Below are 18703 nucleotides of genomic sequence, written 5' to 3' on the forward strand. Positions count from 1 at the left end.
GCTTCCGCCACGGAAGTCTTGCAGCCGGCAAGCAAGAGAAAGCATGGCCCCGAATCCACAAAAAAGACGCACGCCCGAGGAAATACGCGCGGGTAACAAGCGGCTCGGAATCATCATGGTGTTGGTTGCCGCCGTCTTCTTTCTGGGTATCGTCGTCAGGCAATACCTGTTGTCGCGAGGGTAGGAAAGCAACGTGTCCACTCAGCAGGAAAATTCGCATGTCGACCGGTCGTTCAACCGGTCGATGCTGGTCAAGCTCTTCGTCGTCGCCGCGCTGATGTTCGGCTTCGGCTTTGCGCTCGTGCCGATGTACCGCGCGATCTGCCAGATCACCGGCATCAACAACCTCGTGCAGAAGGACGTCGGCGCGCGCGAGGCGAAGAACACGCAAGTGGACATGAGCCGCTCGATCTCGATCGAATTCGATGCGAACGCGCGCGGCCCGCTGAAGTTCAAGCCGGAGCAGAACTCGCTGGACATCCATCCCGGCGAAGTGATGACGGTCATGTACGACGTGACCAACGAGCAGAATCGCACGGTGAACGCGCAGGCGATTCCGAGCTATGCGCCGAAGCAGGCCACCGAGTATTTCAAGAAGATCGAATGCTTCTGTTTCACGCAGCAGACGCTCGCGCCGAACGAGACCAAGCGCATGCCGGTCGTGTTCGTCGTCGATCCGAAGCTGCCGAAGGATGTGAAGACGATCACGCTGTCGTACACGTTCTTCGAGCTGAACACGCCGAAGTCGGTGGCGAAGGGCTCGTGACGGCCATGAGCGCGGATACGCCGAAAAAGGGCGGTTTCTTCAAGCTCATCAAGGCGGTGTGCTGGTCGTTTTTCGGCGTGCGCCGCCGGGCCGACCTGGAGAGCGACGCCGCGCAGTTGAATCCGCTGCATCTGATCGCGGCGGGCATCATCGGGGCGGTGCTGTTCATCGTCGTGTTGTTGCTGATCGTGCGCGCGGTAGTGGGATAGACGGAAAACGCCGGGCGTCGCGCGAAGCGCTGCTGCCGGCGGCAAAAGAAAATTCAAGCAACTGGATCGAAGTGGAGAATCAACAATGAGCGGTCAAAACGAGAGCCCGTACTATTTCGTGCCGCATCCGTCGCGGCATCCGGTGATGGCTGCAACTGGCTTGCTGATCATGCTCGCCTCGCTGGCGTCGTGGGTGAACGGCCATAGCTTCGGGCCCGCCGGCACGTTTATCGGCTTGCTGTTCGTGCTGTTCGTGCTGTGGCACTGGTTCGGCGACGCCATCTCCGAATCCGAAGGCGGCATGTACGGCAAGCGTGTCGATGTGTCGTACCGCTGGAGCATGAGCTGGTTCATCTTCTCCGAAGTGATGTTCTTCGCGGCGTTCTTCGGCGCGCTGTTCTACGCGCGCGCCATCGCGATGCACGAACTCGGCAGCCTCGACTACAAGCTGATCTGGCCGGACTTCACCGCCGTGTGGCCGAACAACGGCCCCGCCGCGCTCGTGCCGCATTTCCGCGCGATGGTGCCGTGGCCCCTGCCGACCATCAACACGGCGCTTCTGCTGTCTTCCGGCGCGACGCTGACGGTGGCGCACCACGCGCTGCGCGAAGATCATCGCAAGAAGGCGATCATCTGGCTGGGCGCGACTGTTCTGCTCGGTATCATCTTCCTGTTCTGCCAGGGCTACGAGTATTTCCACGCGTACAACGAACTCAACCTGACGCTCAACTCCGGCGTGTACGGCTCGACGTTCTTCCTGCTGACGGGCTTCCACGGTTTCCACGTGTTCCTCGGCGGCACGATGCTGGCAGTGGTGATGTTCCGGCTGATTCGCGGTCACTTCACGGCGGAGCACCACTTCGCGTTCGAGGGCGCCGCGTGGTACTGGCACTTCGTCGACGTCGTGTGGCTGGGTCTGTACGTCGTCGTCTACTGGCTGTAAGGAATATCGACGCGGGCGCGCGCGATGCGCCGTCGGCGATGCAAGGCCGGCGGCGACGCCGGTCCGAGAGCATAGAAGCAGTGATCAACACGCCGCCCTCGATGTCTCAAGGGGCGGCGTTGTCGTTTGAAGAGGCGGTGCGTTTTAGCGCCGCGCGCGACAATTCGCCTCGCGGGGCGAGGCGCGCGTTGCGCGTATCGTCGCGATCAGCGTCCGATGGGAACGCCCGACGTTTGAAGCCAGCCCATCCAGTGAGCGAACAGGATGAAAAGGAAGAGCGAGATGGACAGCCCGACGCGCGCGGCGAGCGACCACACCATCCGCTTCGTCCTGCCCCGGTCGGTCATCATGAAATAGAGCGCCGAGCCCAGGCTGCCGATGATAAGGATGAATGCGATAGCAACGAAGATGTGCATGAAACCAGCCAGCGATTTTGCTCAGGAACGACGGTGAGCAGTATGAATTTGGACTATCTCATTATCTCACTCGACGGAACCCGGCGTGTAGCGGCCGGCCGGATGCCGACGGTTAGGCGTTCGGCATGAAGATCCGGTTCTGGCCCGCGCTCCTGATTCTGATCGTCGTCGCGATCACGGTGCGCCTCGGCTTCTGGCAGCGCGACCGCGCGCATCAGAAGGAAGCGCTCAACGCGCAGATCGTCGCGTTCGAGAATGCGCCCGCGCGCGAAGTCGGCGTCGAGCCGATGCCGCTCAAGTCGATCGAGTTCCATCGCGTGGAGGCGCGCGGCGAGTTCATGCCGGAGCGCGTCGTGTATCTGGACAATCGTCCCTATAACGACCAGCCAGGCTTTTATGTCGTGATGCCGCTTAAACTCGAGGGCGGCGGCTATGTGCTCGTCAATCGCGGATGGCTGCCGCGCAACATGGCGGACCGCACGGGCATCGAGCCGTATGAGACGCCGAAAGGCGTCGTCGAGGTGAAGGGGATCGCGCGCGCGAATGCGTCGCAGGCGTTCGAACTGGGCAGCGGCGGATCGGCTGCGCACAAGGAGATCCGCCAGAACCTGGATATCAGATCGTACGCGGCCGAAACCGGGCTGGCGTTTCAGCCGTTCGTGATCCAGCAGACGAACGATACCGGCGACAGGCTCGTGCGCGACTGGCCCGCGCCGACGCTCGGCGTCGAGCGCAATTACGGCTACATGTTCCAGTGGTGGGGCATGGCGGCGGCGGCCATCGGGTTTGGCCTGTACGCCGCGCGCCGCGCCGGGAAGAAGCGCGATGCAACCGACATAGGCGGCGAATCCGACGATGAAGCCGAGCATCACGCCTGAACACTGACGAACAGAGACACATTTTCACCGATGCAATCACAACGCTCCGCTGCCACCGACAAGACACGCACGCAGCAAGGAAACGCGAAGAAAGGCTCCTGGATCAGCGGCCGCTGGATGCTTTTGCTGCTCGCGCTCGTGTGCGCAGCGCCGGTGATCGCGTCGTATCTGATGTACTACGTGTTCAAGCCCGCGGGCGGCACATCGAGCTACGGCACGCTGATCGATCCGCAGCGCCCGATTCCGGCGCGGCTCGTCGTCACCGATGAAAAAGGGCAGACCCTGCCGTTCAAGTCGCTCGAAGGCAAATGGCTGATGATCACCGTCAACGGCAGCGACTGCGACGAGCAATGCGCGACGCGCCTCTATTTCATGCGGCAAGTGCGCGTGTTGCAGAACGCCGAGCGCGAGCGCGTCGTGAACGTGTGGCTGCGCACCGATGACAAGCCGGTCGCCGACGTCATCAAGTCCGCGTATCCGCAGCCGGACACGCGCATGCTCGTCGCCGACGAGAAGGCGATCGCGGCGTGGCTGCCGGTGAATGACGGCACAAAGCTCACGGATCACATCTTTCTCGTCGATCCGAACGGCAATCTGATGATGCGCTTCCCGAAAAATCCCGATCCGAAGAAGATCAACGGGGATGTGGCAAAGCTCCTGAAGTGGTCGCGCATCGGCTAAAGCGCGGCTAATACGCGGTTTGAAGGTTAAACATGAGTTATGTATTGCAACTGGGCCTGATCGGCATCTGCATCGCGCTGCTGCCGCTCTCGTACGTATGGGTGAAGGCCGATGACGACAAGTTCAGGAAACTCGTCTGGCTGACCACTTTCCTGACGCTCGATCTCATCATGTTCGGCGGCTTCACGCGTCTGACCGATTCCGGCCTCGGCTGCCCGGACTGGCCCGGCTGCTACGGGACGTCGTCGCCGTTCATCGCCCATGCGCAGATTTCAGCCGCGTATCAGGCGATGCCGACCGGTCCCGTCAGCATGGTGAAGGCGTGGATCGAGATGCTGCATCGCTATTTCGCGATGGCGATCGGCGTGCTCATCATCGCGCAGGTGATCATCGCGTGGACGGCGCGCATCAAGAAGCGTCCGCTGCACGTGTCGCCGTGGTGGCCGACGGGCATTCTGCTGCTTATCCTGCTGCAAGGCGCGTTCGGCGCGTGGACCGTCACACTGAAGCTGCAACCGGTGATCGTCACGACGCACCTGCTGCTCGGACTCGCGCTGCTCGGCGTGCTCGGCTGGCTGGCGGCGCGCATGACGCCGATTCCATCGCTCGACTCGGTTTCGAATGCCGCCGCCGCGCGCTGGATGCCGGCCGCGGCATTCGGCTTGCTGGTGCTCGTCGTGCAGATCGCGCTCGGCGGCTGGGTCAGCACGAATTACGCGGTGCTCGCGTGCACGGACTTTCCGCTGTGCAACGGCCAGTGGGTTCCGCCAATGAATTTTGAGCACGGCTTTCATCTCTGGCGCGCGCTCGGCATGACCGGCGACGGTGACGTGATCTCGCAGGACGCGTTGGTGGCGATTCACTGGACGCATCGCACGTTCGCGGTCGTCGTCGTGATTTATCTGCTGTGGCTCGCGCTGAGACTGCGACGTTTCGAATCGCTGCGAAAGCCCGCAAACGGCGTATTGTTGATGATCGTCCTTCAGTTCCTGACGGGCATGTCGAACATCGTGCTGCAGTGGCCGTTGCCGGTCGCGGTGGCGCACAACGGCGGAGCCGCGATCCTGTTGCTGCTACTCGTTATGCTAAACTTTCGAATCTCTTCCAGCCGTCCCGGCCGCGCCGCAGTTCCCGCGCGCGACGTCGTTTCAGCGTGACTCCACATCATGGATAGCACGACACTCAACTCCCCACTCGGCAGCCGCGCATCGCAGTATCTCGCGCTGACCAAGCCGCGCGTCACGCAGCTCGCCGTTTTCTGTGCCGTCATCGGCATGTTTCTGTCCACGCCCGGCATGGTGCCGTGGGACAAGCTGATCGGCGGCGCCGTCGGCATCTGGTTGCTGGCCGGCGCGGCATTTGCAATCAATTGTCTCGTCGAGCAAAAAGTCGATGCAAAAATGCGCCGCACCGCGTGGCGACCGTCCGCGCGCGGCCAGATCACGTCCACGCAGATTTTGACGTTCTCCGCGTTGCTCGGCGGCATCGGCATGTGGACGCTCTACACGTTCACCAATCCGCTTACGATGTGGCTCACCATTGCCACGTTCGTCGGCTACGCGGTCATCTACACGCTGCTGCTCAAGCCTTACACGCCGCAGAACATCGTGATCGGCGGTGCGTCGGGCGCAATGCCGCCGGCGCTCGGCTGGGCCGCGGTCACGGGACACGTGCCCGGCGACGCATGGATTCTCGTGCTGATCATCTTCGTGTGGACGCCGCCGCATTTCTGGGCGCTCGCGCTGTATCGCCGCAAGGATTACGAGAACGCCGGCCTGCCGATGTTGCCGATCACCCACGGCGAGAAGTACACGCTGCTCAACATCTTCCTCTACACGCTCGTGCTGTTCGCCGTGACGCTGATGCCGTATATCTCCGGCATGAGCGGCGTCGTGTATCTGGCGAGCGCGATCGCCCTCGGCGCGGGTTTCATCGGCTACGCGTGGAAGATGTATCGCGACTATTCCGATGCGCTCGCGCGCAAGACCTTCCGCTATTCGATCGTGTACCTGTCGCTGCTGTTCGGCGCGCTGCTCGTCGATCACTACGTGCGTACGGTGATCGGCGCATGACGGCCATTCTTCGTCGCATCTTCGCGCTGCTGTTTTTCGCGGCGCTGCTTTCGGCGTGCGAGAAAGCCCCGGATTTCAAGAATCTCGACATCACCGGGAACAAGCAATTCGGCAGCGATTTCGCCTTGCCCGATACGCACGGCAAGACGCGCACGCTCGCGGACTTCAAGGGCAAGGCCGTGGTGCTGTTCTTCGGCTATACGCATTGCCCCGACGTGTGCCCGACGACGCTCGCCGAGCTCTCCCAAGCGATGCAGCAACTCGGCGACAAAGCGAAAGACGTGCAGGTGCTGATGGTCACCGTCGACCCGGCGCGCGACACGCCCGATCTGCTCGGTCAGTACGTGGCGGCGTTCAACTCGTCGTATGTCGGTCTGCGGCCCGCCGACGATGCGCAACTCGCGAAGCTCGCCAAGGACTTCCGCGTCTACTATGCGAAGTCGCAGGGCAAGACGCCCGACGACTACACGATGGATCACACCGCCGCGAGCTACGTGTTCGACAAGGACGGCAAGCTGCGTCTCTTCGCGCGCGACGGGCAGGGCGTCGAGCCGTGGGTTCACGACCTGAAAATCTTGATCGACTGATCGCGAAAGTGGCCCGAACGGGCCACTTCTTTTTTCAGCCGTCCAGCGACGGCTCAGGCAGATTCAGACCCGGCGCGAGCCGCGTCGCCTTGAATTCGATGATGTCGTAGTGCGCGAGCCCTTGCTGCGCGAACGGATCTTCCGCGACGATCGCATCTAGCCGATCGCGCTCGATGCCTGACGCCACGATGACGCCGCCATCCCGCGGCACCTTCGGTCCCGCCATCACGAAGACGCCCGCCGCGAAATAGCGCTCGAGATAGGCGCGATGCGCGTCGAGCGCGTCGTCGATCTCGGCAAGCGCGCCTGTGTAGCGAAGATTGATGACGTACATGGTGAGATGCGCCTCCGGCTCGCGAGATTTGTGATGTTCTGTTGTTGATTCTAGCCGTACCCCGTGGCAGCGGATATTCACATGAGCAATCTGTATTTCACGTCGCACCAATGCTGTGCGAACATCCGTCACCCGGTCTGATCATCGATCGGAGACGAATCAGGCAATCCAGCAAGCACGCATCATCGAAACAGGAACACCATGCAGCGCAGAAATTTGCTTAAAGCCATTACCGCAGTCGCGGCCTCCGCCGCGTTGTTCACGAGCCTCGCCGCTCACGCCGACGACAAGGTGATCAAGGTCGGCACCATCAGCGGCCCGGACGCGCAAATCTGGCAAGTCGTGCAGAAGGTCGCGAAGCGCGAAGGGCTCAACGTGAAAGTGATCGAGTTCAACGACTACGTGCAGCCGAACGCAGCGCTCGACGCCGGCGATCTCGACGCAAACAGTTTCCAGCATCAGCCGTATCTCGACAGTCAGATCAAGCAGCGCGGCTACAAGATCGTCAACGCAGGGCTGACGTATATCTCGCCGCTCGGGGTCTATTCGAAGAAACTGAAGTCGCTCAAGGATCTGCAGCAAGGCGCGAAGGTCGCGGTGCCAAACGATCCGTCGAACGAGAATCGCGCGCTGTTGCTGCTGCAAGCGCAAGGCGTCATCAAGCTGAAGGCGGGCGCGGGCGCGAACGGCAACAACGCGACGGCGCTCGACGTGGCGGAGAATCCGAAGAAGATCAAGCTCGTCGAACTCGACGCCGCGCAATTGCCGCGCACGCTCGCCGACGTCGATGCCGCCGCGATCAACACGAACTTCGCGCTTGCCGCGGGCCTGCAGCCGACGAAGGACGCAATCGCGCTCGAAGACGTGCATAGCCCGTACGCGAACCTGATCGCGGTGCGCGCGAAGGACAAGGATCAGCCGTGGGTGAAGAAGCTGGTTGCGGCTTACCAGTCGGAAGATGTCCGCCAGTTCCTGAAGAGCGAGTTCAAAGGCTCGGTCGTGCCTTCGTTCTGAATGTCATCGCTTGAGTTTCGAAACGGCGTCCTGCGGGACGCCGTTTTCCTTGGCGCAATCAGTCGACGCAAATCTGCTGCAACTGCCGCTGCCAAAGAATGCCCGTGCTCCCCTCCTGCACCGGCGTGAAACCGGTTCGCATGAAGAGTCCGCAGAAATCTTCGTAGGGCTCGTCCAGCCGGCAGATCACCTGTTCGTAGCGAGCGCCGTGCGCGAAGTTCGTGCACGCCGCGACGAGCCGCTCGCCGAGTCCGCGACGCCGCGCGCCCGGTTCGACGAACAACATGTCGATGCGTGCGCGGCTTTCGGAGTCCGCAGTAAGTATCGCGGCACCGACGCGCGTCGCGTTGTTCTGCTCCGCCACCCAACACGCGATGCGCGGGGTGTTCGCCTGCATCTCCGCGAGAAAGTTCGCGACCATGTTCGCCGCCCATGCCTCGCTGACCAGCTTCGGCCGCTCGCCGCTATATAGATGCGCCTGGCGCTCGATCATCCAGCCGAAGTCTCCGGCGCGCGGGCCGCGCAGTCGCGTTTCTCCTTCGGCGTTCGGCGGCGAGAGCAGACGCTCGACGTCCGCCATTGCCGTGCAGAGCTGATCGATTTCGGCAGCGGTCAGCCGCTTGAGCAGCGCGGCGGCCTCGGCCGATACGTGCAGATCGATCTCATCGACCTGGGCTTTCGCTTCGGGCGTGATATGAAGCAGATGCGCTCTGCCGTCCGATTCGTTCTTTCGCCGTACCACGAGGCCGTTCTTCTGGAAATTGTTGATCAGGCGACTGAGATAGCCCGTATCAAGTCCAAGGTTGCGCGATAAATCGGCCGCCGTGGCAGCCCGGTCCTGCGCCAACTCATGCAGGATGCGAACTTCAGTTAACGAAAAGCAGCTTTTATGGAGCCGCTCGTGGAGTGCGCCGGTATGGCGTGCATAAAAACGGTTGAAACGGCGCACCGCTTCGACGGCCCGGCTCGGATCGGAACTGCCCATCGCTCTAGTCTCTCGTTTTGTTGAAATTAATTGTGAATCCGAATTAATACATGCATTGTGCCAAAGAAGAACGACCGTGCGAATACGAAAATGCCCGAAAAATGGGTTATCAGGCAATTAAGGAACCAATTCGGCAAGTGGACTACGTGTACGGGTAAGTCCCAATAGCAGACATGTTCCGAATCGAGCCGCTAAACATTTTTTAACTCATTGATTTAGCGAGAAATTTGACGTTCGTCCTGAGACGCCGCTTTAGCGTTGACTGGTATTATGTTGGTTATATAATGGGCTCCACTTTTGAGGTGAGAGCTTTCGATGGAGCATCGCTGGCAGGACCTGACACCCGACGCGCGGAGCGACACGCCGCTCTATCTTCAGTTGGCGTCGCGCCTCGCCACGGCGATCCACGCGGGCAACTGGTCGGCTGGCGAGGCGCTGCCGTCCGAGCGCACGTTGTCGGAAGGTGTGGGCGTGTCGCGGATCACCGCGAGAAAGGCCATCGCGCTGCTGGTCGAGCAAGGTCTGATCCGGCGCGTACGAGGCGCGGGCAGTTTCATCACGCCGCGCGTCGAAGATCCGCTTTCCCGTCTCACCGGTTTCACGCGAAAGATGGAGCAGCGCGGCTTCACGCCCGATTCGATCTGGCTAGAACGCGGACTGCGCGCAGCGAATCGCGATGAAACCGTGCGCCTCGGTCTGGCGCCGGGCGCGGCTGTTGCAAGCCTGAAGCGGTTGCGGCGCGCGGACGGCATCGTGATGGCGGTCGAGCATTCAACGTTGCCGGTCGCCGCGGTGCCCGATCCACTCGCGATCGGCGCTTCGCTCTACCGGTATCTGGAGGCGCGCGGGCTGTCGGTGGTGCGTGCGTTGCAGCACTTTCGCGCGGTGAACGCCGGCGCGGAGATCGCGCGGCTCATGGGCGTCGCGCCGCGTGCAGCGCTGCTCGTGATCACGCGCATCGGCTATTCGGCGGATCAACGCGCGATCGAATTGACGGACACCTACTGTCGCGACGACTACTACGACTTCGTCGCGGAACTGCATCGATAAGCGTCGGCACAGACGCGCTTAATCCGGACGCATCAAGAGAGCAAACAGAGAACGAGAGGACCCAAGGACGCCGTTCGCTTCTTTCGCGACGAAAGCCTGCTCGCAGCACGGCGCGGACGGCACTGAACCTCATCCATGCATCGCGTACTTCCAGAGAAATTCATGCTGAAAGGAAACATACTCACGACCGATGGCTGGATCCACGGCACGGTCCGCTTCGAGAACGGCCGCGTGACGGCGCTCGAAGGACATATCGCCGATCCGCTCGCCAACGACGCGCCCTACATCCTGCCGGGCTTTATCGATCTGCACGTTCACGGCGGCGGCGGGCGCGACATCATGGAAGGCGGCGACGCGGCGGACACCGTTGCCCGCCAGCACGCGCAGCACGGCACGACGAGCCTGCTCGCCACCACGATGACCGCGCCGCGCGACGAACTCATGAGCGTCGTCGCGGGTCTCGGCGAACAGGCCAAACACCGCGCGGCGGGCGGCGCGCGCATGCTCGGCGTGCACCTGGAAGGTCCGTACATCAATCCCGGCAAGCTCGGCGCGCAGCCGGACGCGGCCGCCGTCGCGGTGCGCGACGAAGTGCTGAAGTATCTCGATCTCGCGCCGATCCGCGTCGTCACGATCGCGCCGGAAATCTCCGGTCATCTCGACATTATTTCGGACCTCGCGGCGCGCGGCGTGCGTGTGCAGCTCGGCCATTCGCTCGGCACATACGACGACGCCGTGAACGCGCTCAAGCACGGCGCGCGCGGCTTCACGCATCTGTTCAACGCAATGTCGCCGCTGCATCACCGTGACCCGGGCATGGTCGGCGCGGCGCTCGCGCATGCCGAATACGCGGAACTGATTCCTGATCTGCTGCACGTTCATCCGGGCGCGATTCGGGCCGCGATGCGCGCGATTCCGCGTCTCTACGTCGTGACCGACAGCACCTCGGCGGCCGGTATGCCCGACGGCGAATATCGCCTCGGCAGCCAGCACGTCACCAAATGCATGGGCGGTGTGCGCCTCGCGGACGGCACGCTCGCCGGCAGCACCCTGACGATGGATCAGGCGCTGCGCAATCTCGTCTCGCTAGGCATTCCGCTCGCGGACGTCTCGAATCGCCTGTCGCGTTTCCCCGCCGACTATCTCGGACTCGAAGACCGCGGCCGCATCGCGCGCGGCGCTTGGGCCGATCTCGTCGTGCTCGACCGGGAGCACGCGCTGACCGCCACGTACGTCGAAGGAGAATCAATTGTCGAATATGCTTAATGAGGCGCTCGAGTCCGCCGACGTCGTCGCGGCCCAGCTCGCCGATACCTCGCGCATCGAAGAACTCGCGGAAAAGCTCAAGGAACAGCCGCGCAATGTCGCGCTCACGGTCGCGCGTGGCAGTTCCGACCACGCCGCCAGTTATTTCGCAAGCCTGACGATGAGCCGCATCGGCGTGCCGGTCGCATCGCTGCCGATGTCCGTCGCGACGTTGCAGCAGGCGCCGCTGCGTGTCTCGGGCCAACTGGCCGTCGCGTTCTCGCAGTCGGGCAAGAGCCCCGATCTCGTCGGCACCATGCAGGCGCTGCGCGACGCGGGGGCGTTCACCGTCGCGGCCGTCAACGTCTCCGGTTCGCCGCTCGAAAGCGCGTGCGAATACTTCCTGCCGCTGCTCGCCGGTCCCGAACTGTCGGTTGCCGCGACCAAGAGCTATATCGCGATGCTGTCGCTTTCCGCGATCGTGATCGCGCACGTTCAGCGCGACGTCGAATTGCTGAAGGCGCTCGATTCGCTGCCCGAGAAGCTGCGCGCCGCCGGCAAGCTCGACTGGACGCGCGCCGTCGACGAACTGAAGAGCGTCGATCGCATGATCGTGATCGGGCGCGGCCTCGGCCTCGCCATCGCGCAGGAAGCCGCGCTCAAGCTGAAGGAAACGTCGGGCATTCAGGCCGAAGCGTTTTCCAGCGCAGAAGTGCGTCACGGTCCGATGGAGATCATCGACCGCGACTATCCGCTGCTCGTGTTCGCGCCGCGCGGGCCGGAGCAGGCGGGTCTCATCCAGCTTGCCGCCGATATGCGTGCCCGCGGCGCGCGCGTGCTGCTCGCAGCCCCAGCCGACGTCGCCGAAGCGGAACTGCCGCTCGTCGCCACGGACCATCCTGCGCTCGATCCGATCGCCGCGATTCTTTCGTTCTACGTGATGGCCGCGGGTCTGGCCGCCGCGCGCGGGCGCAATCCCGACGCGCCGCGCCACCTGAACAAGGTCACCGAAACCCATTGAGTGAGATAGCCGATGCGCCGTGCCGAGGAGTCACTGTTGAACCATTCCATCGATAACCCGAACGACGTCGTGCTGCTCGCGCCGTTCACCGGTCCCGTCGTGCCGCTCGCCGACGTGCCGGATCCCGTGTTCGCCGAGGGCATGTTCGGCGACGGCATCGGCATCGATCCGCTCGATAACGTGCTCGTCTCGCCCTGCGACGGCACCATCACGCATCTGGCGCGCACGCATCACGCCGTGACGCTGCGCACGAAGGAAGGCGCCGAGATTCTCGTGCATATCGGCATCGACACGGTCGAGCTGGGCGGCAAGGGCTTCACGCCGAAGATCCAGCAAGGCGCGACGGTGCGCGCGGGCGAGCCGCTGATCGAGTTCGATGCGGATTTCGTCGCGCAGCACGCGCCGAGCCTCGTTTCGGTAATCGCGATCGCCAACGGCGATGCCTTCGATATCATCGATCGCGCCGGCCGCGGCGTGCTGAAAGCGGGCTCGCGCCTGCTGGTTCTGCGCGCCAAGGACGGCGAGAAAGCCGAGACGGCGCGCGCGGGCGCGGTCGTTCTCGACGAAGCGCGCCGCAGCCTGACGCTCTCCCATGCGGGCGGCCTCCATGCGCGTCCGGCGGCGCGGGCACGCGAAGCTTCCCGCGGTTTCGACGCGAAGGTCGAAGTGCGCTACGAAGGCAAGAAGGCGCCAGTGGAAAGCGTCGTTGGCCTGCTCGGCCTCGGTGCGGGCGAGGGCGCGACCATCGAGCTCGTCGGCATCGGCGTGCAGGCGCAACAGGCGGTCGAAGCGGTCGCGGTGGAATTGGTGCGCGCGGCGCAAGGCGAAGTCGAAGAATCGCCCGCGCGCGAGAAGTCGCCCGCGCCGGTCGTGCAAGCCACGCGAACGGGCGAGCCGTTGCCGCCGAACACGCTCGCGGGCGTGTGCGCGGCGCCGGGCATCGCGATCGGCAAGCTGGTGCGCTGGGACGATCAGGAAATCGTGCCGCCGGAACAGGCGAGCGGCGCGTCGGCGGCGGAAAGCCGCGCGCTCGATAAAGCCATCGCCCAGGTCGATGCCGAACTCGGCGAAACCGTGCGTACCGCGTCGCAGCGCGGCGCGGTCGGCGAAGCGGGCATTTTCGCGGTGCATCGCGTGCTGCTCGAAGATCCGACGCTTCTCGACGCCGCGCGCGATCTCATCAGCCTCGGCAAGAGCGCGGGCTTCGCATGGCGCGAGGCGATCCGCGCGCAGATCGCGCTGCTCTCGAACGTGCAGGACGAACTGCTCGCCGAGCGCGCGGCCGATCTTCGCGACATCGAAAAGCGCGTGTTGCGCGCGCTCGGCCTCAACAACACGGCGGCGCTCGAGTTGCCTCAGGAAGCCGTGCTCGCCGCCACGGAATTCACGCCGTCCGATCTGTCGTCGCTCGACCGCACGCGCGTCACCGCGCTCGTGATGGCGCGCGGCGGCGCGACCTCGCACGCGGCGATCATCGCGCGGCAGATCGGCATTCCGGCGCTCGTCGCGATCGGCGATGCGCTGCACGCGATTCCCGAAGGCACGCAAGTCGTCGTCGATGCATCGGCGGGACGCATCGAGCATGCGCCGACCGCGCTCGACGTCGAGCGCGCACGCAACGAGCGCGAGCGGCTCGCGGGCGTGCGTGAAGCGAACCGCAAGCTGTCGCGCGAAGCGGCATCGACGAAGGATGGCCGCGCGATCGAAGTCGCCGCGAACATCGCGACGCTCGACGACGCGAAAGCCGCCGTCGAAAACGGCGCCGATGCGGTCGGCCTGTTGCGCACCGAACTGCTGTTCATTCATCGCCAGTCGGCGCCGACGGTCGCGGAGCACGCGCAAAGCTATCAGGGCATCGTCGATGCCTTGCAGGGCCGCACCGCGATCATCCGCACGCTCGATGTCGGCGCGGACAAGGAAGTCGATTATCTGACGCTGCCGCCCGAGGAAAATCCGGCGCTCGGGCTGCGCGGCATCCGGCTCGCGCAAGTGCGCCCCGATCTGCTCGATGACCAGTTGCGCGGCCTGCTCGCCGTGAAGCCGGCGGGCGCGCTGCGAATCCTGTTGCCGATGGTCACCGATTCCGGCGAACTGCAGCGCTTGCGTGCGCGCATCGACGAACTGGCGCGCGAAGCGGGCCGCACCGATCCGGTCGACGTGGGCGTGATGATCGAAGTGCCGTCGGCGGCGCTGCTTGCCGACCAACTGGCGAAATACGGCGATTTCCTCTCGATCGGCACCAACGATCTCACGCAGTACACGCTCGCGATGGACCGTTGCCAGCCCGATCTCGCCGCGCAATCCGACGGCCTGCATCCGGCCGTGCTGCGTCTCATCAAGGCGGCGGTGCAGGGCGCGGAGAAGCACGGCAAGTGGGTCGGCGTGTGCGGCGCGCTCGGCGGCGATCCGGTCGCGGCGCCCTTGCTCATCGGACTCGGCGTGACGGAATTGTCGGTCGATCCGGTGTCGGTGCCCGGCATCAAGGCACGCGTGCGCAATCTCGATTACCAACTGTGCCGTCAGCGCGCCGAGGATTGCCTCGCGCTCGAATCGGCTCAGGCAGTAAGAGCGGCAAGCCGCGAAATCTGGCCGCAGGACTGAACGTCTTCCCTGCAGCCAGCTTCACGGATGCCTTTTCAGCAATCCCCGAAGCAGCAAAGACAAGACCTATATTTTTTGGAGAACCCGATGGACGCCAACCCGTTTGCAAAGATGCAGCGACTAGGCCGCGCGCTGATGCTGCCGATCGCCGTACTACCGGTGGCCGGCCTGCTTTTGCGTCTCGGCCAGCCCGATGTCTTCAACATCAAGATGATCGCGGACGCCGGCGACGCGATCTTCACCAATCTGCCGCTCTTGTTCGCGATCGGCGTGGCGGTGGGCTTCGCGAAGGACAACAACGGCACGGCGGGTCTCGCCGGCGCGATCGGCTACCTCATCGAAGTGGCCGTGATGAAGGACATCAACGACAAGCTCAACATGGGCGTGCTGTCGGGGATCATCGCCGGTATGGTGGCCGGCTATCTGTATAACCGATACAAGGACATCAAGCTGCCCGAGTATCTGGCATTCTTCGGCGGCAAGCGCTTCGTGCCGATCGTGACAGGCGTCGCGTGTCTGGTGCTCGGCATCGTCTTCGGCTACATCTGGCAGCCGGTGCAGGCGGCCATCGACGGCGCGGGCAACTGGCTGACGACCGCCGGCGCGCTCGGCACCTTCGTGTTCGGCGTGCTGAACCGCATCCTGCTGGTTACGGGTCTGCATCACATCATCAACTCGCTCGCGTGGTTCGTGTTCGGCTCGTTCACGCCGCCCGACGGCGGCGCGATCGTGCACGGCGACCTGCATCGCTTCTTCGCGGGCGACAAGACGGCGGGCGGCTTCATGACGGGCTTCTTCCCGGTGATGATGTTCGGTCTCCCGGCCGCGTGCCTCGCGATGTTCCATGAAGCGCCGAAGGAGCGCCGCGCGATCGTCGGCGGCCTGCTGTTCTCCATGGCCCTGACCGCATTCCTGACGGGCGTGACCGAGCCGATCGAATACTCGTTCATGTTCCTGGCTCCGGTGCTCTACGGCATCCACGCAGTGCTGACGGGCCTGTCGCTCGCCATCTGCTCGGCGCTCGGCATCCATCTGGGCTTCACGTTCTCGGCGGGCGCGATCGACTACGTGCTGAACTACGGTCTGTCGCAGCGCGGCTGGCTGGCGCTCGTGGTCGGTGCGGTGTACTTCGTCATCTATTACGGCCTGTTCCGCTTCTTTATCCGCAAGTTCAACATGGCGACGCCGGGCCGCGAGCCGGCCACGACCGACGCCGAAACCGACGTGGCGCAAACCGTCGATGGCGGCCTGATTCCGCCCGTGCCCGGCGCGGCAGCAGCCGTGTCGAACACGCGCGCTGCGAAGTACGTCGCGGCGCTCGGCGGCGCATCGAATCTGACGCTCGTCGATGCCTGCACGACGCGTCTGCGTCTGTCGGTCGTGGATTCGGAGAAGGTGTCGGAGCCGCAGTTGAAGAGCATCGGCGCGCGCGGCGTGTTGAAGCGCGGCGCGACCAACGTCCAGGTGATCATCGGGCCGGAAGCCGATCTGATCGCCGATGAAATCCGCAGCGAACTCGAGCATTCGTCGACGCGCGGCGCAACGCCCGCATCGTCGACGCCGGCGCAACCGGTCGCGGCAGCGGTGAGCGGCGACCAGACGCCCGGCCCGCTCGATCCGGACCCGTTCCGCTGGCTCGCGGTGTTCGGCGGCGCGACCAACGTGGTATCGCTCGACGCGGTTGCGCAGACGCGCCTGCGCGTGGTCGTGCGCGATCCGTCGTCGGTGGATCGTCAGCGTTTGTCGTCGCTGGATGTGGCGTGGGTGTCGGCGGATACGTTCCACATCGTCGTGGGCGCGGCGGCGCAGCGCTATGCGGCGCAACTGTCCACGCGCTTGTCCGGCAACGGCGGCGGCGCTGCACCGATGCCTGCCTGAAGCGGTAATCGAAGCTCGATAACAAACGGCGCCCGCGGGCGCCGTTTGTGTTTTCAGCGAAGTGCCAAAGAAAAAGCCCGCCGTCTCGTCGACGGCGGGCTTTGCAATTTCTGCAATGGCACAGTCAATTGTTACGCGTAGTCATGCAACGCCGAGCGCATCTTCTTCATCGCGCTCGCCTCGATCTGGCGAATGCGCTCCGCCGAGACGCCGAACTCGTCGGCCAGTTCATGCAGCGTCTTGCCGCCCGAGCCGTCGTCCTGCACGTCGAGCCAGCGCGCCTTGATGATGCGGCGGCTGCGTTCGTCGAGCGATTCGAGTGCATCGGCGAGGCCGTCGCTTTGCAGCCTGTCGTGCTGCCGCGCGGCGATGACGTTAGTCGGCTCGTTGTGCGAGTCGGCCAGATAGGCGATGGGCGCGTACGCTTCCTCGCCATCCTCGACGTGGCCTTCGAGCGCGATATCGCCGCCCGACAAGCGCGTTTCCATCTCCGCGACTTCCTCGCGCTTTACGTTCAGCTCGCTCGCGAGACCTTCGATCTCGTCCGGCGTGAACGCGGAATGGCTGGTCTTGTGACTGCGCAGATTGAAGAACAGCTTGCGCTGCGCCTTGGTCGTCGCGACCTTCACCATGCGCCAGTTGCGCAGGATGTACTCGTGAATCTCGGCCTTGATCCAGTGCATCGCATACGACACCAGGCGCACGTTTTGCTCTGGGTCGAAGCGCTTCACCGCTTTCATCAGACCGATGTTGCCTTCCTGGATCAGGTCGGCGTGCGGCAAGCCGTAACCGAGATAGTTACGGGCGATCGACACGACGAGGCGCAGGTGCGAAAGCACCAGCTGGCGCGCGGCGTTCAGGTTGCCCTGCTCGCGGAATTCGGTGGCGTACTGTCGTTCCTCCGCCTGCGAAAGCATCGGAATACGGTTCACTGCTTGTATGTATGAATCGATGTTGCCGATCTGGCCGGTCAGCATCGACGACTGCGCGTACGTCAGCGCGCCTGCCGAAGATGCCTTGGCAGGTGCCGAGCTCACAACATTCGGAAGGGTCATCGCATTGGTCACGCTCATAAGCTCCTTATCAACAATTCACGTGCCGCTTAACGACCGCGGCAAGTCAGACACGATATTAGCACTCCAGTCCATCGAGTGCTAAGTGTTAGAGCAGAGGGGAATGTGGGAGTTCCCACAAAAACTATCGAATTTGCGGGTCCAATAGGACGGACTGTTGCGCGAGCAGCGGAAGAAACTACCGGAGGCTGAAACGTTTTCGCATCATTTACCTTACTTGCCCACTGTCGCGATCAGAAATTCTACAAACGGGGGCGCGCTGATGCGATTTCTGCAAATGTTTTAAAACGTCACTAGAATCGCCAAGCGACAGCAATTTACGAAACACACCCGCTATCCGAGCAAATTGGGGTGCAAATGCATAAAAACAAGAGTTCGTGGCCCCGCCCGCTAGCGCGCGTGGCGGTTTGTACTGCATTGGGTCTCGCGTCGGCGGCGGCTCATGCCGACCGATTCGGTGTCCAGATCGCCGGCGGCGTCGCCGACCACGACATCAAGAAGGCCGATCTCGGCCTGTCCTGGGATCCGGGCCTCACCTGGTGGGAGATCGGCGGTTTTCACTTCACGCTCATCGGCGAAGGTCACGTGTCCTACTGGCACACGACCGAGGACAACGCCGTGCATCCGAACATATGGGAATTCGGCATTACGCCAGTGCTGCGCTTCGTGAAGAGCTCGGGCTACTTCCGGCCGTTCATCGAGGCGGGCGTCGGCGTGCGGCTGCTCTCGCACACGCGCATCACCGAGGATTTCAGCGTCGGGTCGGCGTTCCAGTTCGCGGACATGGTGGGCGTCGGCATGATCTTCGGGTCGAAGCAGAGCTATCAAGCGGGATTTCGCTTTCAGCATCTGTCGAACGGCGGTATCAAAGAGCCGAATCCTGGTATAAATTTCAGCCAGCTATATCTGCAATACAACTTCTGACGAGGCGCCGGCGCATCGGTTCCTCG

At 63.5% G+C, this 18703-nt stretch carries 20 protein-coding genes; 16 read left to right on the forward strand and 4 right to left on the reverse strand.

From position 1 onward, the window contains the following. The first annotated feature begins 43 nt into the window (after positions 1-43). The 4 genes from NCS00_RS01610 to NCS00_RS01625 all read left to right on the forward strand — a co-directional run bounded on the left by NCS00_RS01610 (position 44) and on the right by NCS00_RS01625 (position 1918). A complete protein-coding gene (locus NCS00_RS01610) occupies positions 44-184 on the forward strand; it encodes a cytochrome oxidase small assembly protein (RefSeq protein ID WP_008351762.1) in 141 nt (46 codons plus the stop codon). A 9-nt stretch (positions 185-193) separates the two neighbouring features. Beyond that, positions 194-766, forward strand: a complete 573-nt coding sequence (locus NCS00_RS01615; RefSeq protein WP_008351760.1) for a cytochrome c oxidase assembly protein — start codon at positions 194-196, stop codon at positions 764-766. Between the two features lie 5 nt (positions 767-771). Then, positions 772-975, forward strand: a complete 204-nt coding sequence (locus tag NCS00_RS01620; protein WP_008351758.1) for a DUF2970 domain-containing protein — start codon at positions 772-774, stop codon at positions 973-975. Between the two features lie 85 nt (positions 976-1060). Next, positions 1061-1918 carry a cytochrome c oxidase subunit 3 gene (locus NCS00_RS01625; protein WP_008351755.1) on the forward strand — a complete coding sequence of 286 codons (858 nt, stop codon included), beginning with the start codon at positions 1061-1063 and terminating at the stop codon, positions 1916-1918. Between the two features lie 206 nt (positions 1919-2124). Here NCS00_RS01625 and NCS00_RS01630 read toward each other — a convergent pair whose 3' ends face one another. Beyond that, positions 2125-2334 carry a twin transmembrane helix small protein gene (locus NCS00_RS01630; RefSeq protein ID WP_034470507.1) on the reverse strand — a complete coding sequence of 70 codons (210 nt, stop codon included), beginning with the start codon at positions 2332-2334 and terminating at the stop codon, positions 2125-2127. A gap of 125 nt (positions 2335-2459) precedes the next feature. Between NCS00_RS01630 and NCS00_RS01635 the strand changes: the two genes are divergently transcribed. From NCS00_RS01635 to NCS00_RS01655, 5 genes are read left to right on the forward strand one after another with little or no spacing between them, the layout of a single operon-like run. Then, positions 2460-3212, forward strand: a complete 753-nt coding sequence (locus NCS00_RS01635) for an SURF1 family protein (RefSeq protein ID WP_034470509.1) — start codon at positions 2460-2462, stop codon at positions 3210-3212. 30 nt (positions 3213-3242) lie between these two features. Next, the gene (locus NCS00_RS01640) at positions 3243-3893 is read left to right on the forward strand and encodes an SCO family protein (RefSeq protein WP_034470511.1); all 651 of its coding nucleotides are present in this window, start codon (positions 3243-3245) and stop codon (positions 3891-3893) included. Positions 3894-3925: 32 nt separating this feature from the next. Next, positions 3926-5050 (forward strand): COX15/CtaA family protein, encoded by a 1125-nt coding sequence (locus tag NCS00_RS01645; RefSeq protein WP_008351746.1) that lies wholly within the window; start codon positions 3926-3928, stop codon positions 5048-5050. A 9-nt stretch (positions 5051-5059) separates the two neighbouring features. Further along, positions 5060-5965, forward strand: a complete 906-nt coding sequence (gene cyoE, locus NCS00_RS01650) for a heme o synthase (protein WP_008351745.1) — start codon at positions 5060-5062, stop codon at positions 5963-5965. Further along, complete coding sequence (locus NCS00_RS01655; RefSeq protein ID WP_008351744.1) at positions 5962-6552, forward strand: SCO family protein; 591 nt, start codon at positions 5962-5964, stop codon at positions 6550-6552. Before cyoE ends, NCS00_RS01655 begins: the two co-directional genes overlap by 4 nt. Positions 6553-6586: 34 nt before the next feature. Here the strand turns inward: NCS00_RS01655 and NCS00_RS01660 are convergent, their stop codons facing one another. Beyond that, positions 6587-6886, reverse strand: coding sequence for a YciI family protein (locus NCS00_RS01660; RefSeq protein WP_034470513.1), 300 nt, complete (start codon positions 6884-6886; stop codon positions 6587-6589). A 201-nt stretch (positions 6887-7087) separates the two neighbouring features. Between NCS00_RS01660 and NCS00_RS01665 the strand changes: the two genes are divergently transcribed. Next, positions 7088-7900 carry a MetQ/NlpA family ABC transporter substrate-binding protein gene (locus NCS00_RS01665; protein ID WP_034470515.1) on the forward strand — a complete coding sequence of 271 codons (813 nt, stop codon included), beginning with the start codon at positions 7088-7090 and terminating at the stop codon, positions 7898-7900. Between the two features lie 58 nt (positions 7901-7958). Here the strand turns inward: NCS00_RS01665 and NCS00_RS01670 are convergent, their stop codons facing one another. Beyond that, complete coding sequence (locus tag NCS00_RS01670; protein WP_008351741.1) at positions 7959-8885, reverse strand: bifunctional helix-turn-helix transcriptional regulator/GNAT family N-acetyltransferase; 927 nt, start codon at positions 8883-8885, stop codon at positions 7959-7961. A gap of 315 nt (positions 8886-9200) precedes the next feature. Between NCS00_RS01670 and NCS00_RS01680 the strand changes: the two genes are divergently transcribed. The 5 genes from NCS00_RS01680 to nagE all read left to right on the forward strand — a co-directional run bounded on the left by NCS00_RS01680 (position 9201) and on the right by nagE (position 16680). Further along, entirely contained in the window at positions 9201-9935 is a 735-nt protein-coding gene (locus tag NCS00_RS01680) for a GntR family transcriptional regulator (RefSeq protein WP_008351740.1), read from the forward strand. A gap of 162 nt (positions 9936-10097) precedes the next feature. Continuing rightward, on the forward strand, positions 10098-11201 hold the full coding sequence (gene nagA / locus NCS00_RS01685; RefSeq protein ID WP_008351739.1) for an N-acetylglucosamine-6-phosphate deacetylase: 1104 nt from the start codon (positions 10098-10100) through the stop codon (positions 11199-11201). Beyond that, entirely contained in the window at positions 11194-12201 is a 1008-nt protein-coding gene (locus tag NCS00_RS01690; protein WP_008351738.1) for an SIS domain-containing protein, read from the forward strand. The genes nagA and NCS00_RS01690 overlap by 8 nt, the downstream gene beginning before the upstream one ends. 12 nt (positions 12202-12213) lie before the next feature. Then, positions 12214-14802 (forward strand): phosphoenolpyruvate--protein phosphotransferase, encoded by a 2589-nt coding sequence (gene ptsP, locus NCS00_RS01695; protein WP_167561842.1) that lies wholly within the window; start codon positions 12214-12216, stop codon positions 14800-14802. 87 nt (positions 14803-14889) lie between these two features. Continuing rightward, positions 14890-16680: an N-acetylglucosamine-specific PTS transporter subunit IIBC gene (nagE, locus tag NCS00_RS01700; protein WP_034470518.1), complete on the forward strand. Its 1791-nt coding sequence runs from the start codon at positions 14890-14892 to the stop codon at positions 16678-16680. 131 nt (positions 16681-16811) lie between these two features. Here nagE and rpoH read toward each other — a convergent pair whose 3' ends face one another. Further along, complete coding sequence (gene rpoH, locus NCS00_RS01705) at positions 16812-17747, reverse strand: RNA polymerase sigma factor RpoH (protein WP_250439062.1); 936 nt, start codon at positions 17745-17747, stop codon at positions 16812-16814. 363 nt (positions 17748-18110) lie between these two features. On the opposite strand from rpoH, the gene NCS00_RS01710 reads away from it, so the two are divergent. After that, entirely contained in the window at positions 18111-18677 is a 567-nt protein-coding gene (locus tag NCS00_RS01710; RefSeq protein ID WP_034470522.1) for an acyloxyacyl hydrolase, read from the forward strand. Positions 18678-18703: the final 26 nt, after the last annotated feature.

It is taken from the genome of Caballeronia sp. AZ1_KS37, assembly GCF_023631165.1.
GTDB lineage: Bacteria > Pseudomonadota > Gammaproteobacteria > Burkholderiales > Burkholderiaceae > Caballeronia > Caballeronia zhejiangensis.

Bases quoted from the DNA above. Each gene is read 5' to 3' on its own strand.
- NCS00_RS01610 (WP_008351762.1), top strand. From the start codon at position 44: ATGGCCCCGAATCCACAAAAAAGACGCACGCCCGAGGAAATACGCGCG.
- NCS00_RS01620 (WP_008351758.1), top strand. From the start codon at position 772: ATGAGCGCGGATACGCCGAAAAAGGGCGGTTTCTTCAAGCTCATCAAG.
- NCS00_RS01680 (WP_008351740.1), top strand. From the start codon at position 9,201: ATGGAGCATCGCTGGCAGGACCTGACACCCGACGCGCGGAGCGACACG.
- cyoE (WP_008351745.1), top strand. From the start codon at position 5,060: ATGGATAGCACGACACTCAACTCCCCACTCGGCAGCCGCGCATCGCAG.
- nagA (WP_008351739.1), top strand. From the start codon at position 10,098: ATGCTGAAAGGAAACATACTCACGACCGATGGCTGGATCCACGGCACG.
- NCS00_RS01660 (WP_034470513.1), bottom strand. From the start codon at position 6,886: ATGTACGTCATCAATCTTCGCTACACAGGCGCGCTTGCCGAGATCGAC.
- NCS00_RS01635 (WP_034470509.1), top strand. From the start codon at position 2,460: ATGAAGATCCGGTTCTGGCCCGCGCTCCTGATTCTGATCGTCGTCGCG.
- NCS00_RS01640 (WP_034470511.1), top strand. From the start codon at position 3,243: ATGCAATCACAACGCTCCGCTGCCACCGACAAGACACGCACGCAGCAA.
- NCS00_RS01665 (WP_034470515.1), top strand. From the start codon at position 7,088: ATGCAGCGCAGAAATTTGCTTAAAGCCATTACCGCAGTCGCGGCCTCC.
- ptsP (WP_167561842.1), top strand. From the start codon at position 12,214: ATGCGCCGTGCCGAGGAGTCACTGTTGAACCATTCCATCGATAACCCG.
- NCS00_RS01645 (WP_008351746.1), top strand. From the start codon at position 3,926: ATGAGTTATGTATTGCAACTGGGCCTGATCGGCATCTGCATCGCGCTG.
- NCS00_RS01630 (WP_034470507.1), bottom strand. From the start codon at position 2,334: ATGCACATCTTCGTTGCTATCGCATTCATCCTTATCATCGGCAGCCTG.
- NCS00_RS01655 (WP_008351744.1), top strand. From the start codon at position 5,962: ATGACGGCCATTCTTCGTCGCATCTTCGCGCTGCTGTTTTTCGCGGCG.
- nagE (WP_034470518.1), top strand. From the start codon at position 14,890: ATGGACGCCAACCCGTTTGCAAAGATGCAGCGACTAGGCCGCGCGCTG.
- NCS00_RS01670 (WP_008351741.1), bottom strand. From the start codon at position 8,885: ATGGGCAGTTCCGATCCGAGCCGGGCCGTCGAAGCGGTGCGCCGTTTC.
- NCS00_RS01690 (WP_008351738.1), top strand. From the start codon at position 11,194: ATGCTTAATGAGGCGCTCGAGTCCGCCGACGTCGTCGCGGCCCAGCTC.
- NCS00_RS01710 (WP_034470522.1), top strand. From the start codon at position 18,111: ATGCATAAAAACAAGAGTTCGTGGCCCCGCCCGCTAGCGCGCGTGGCG.
- NCS00_RS01625 (WP_008351755.1), top strand. From the start codon at position 1,061: ATGAGCGGTCAAAACGAGAGCCCGTACTATTTCGTGCCGCATCCGTCG.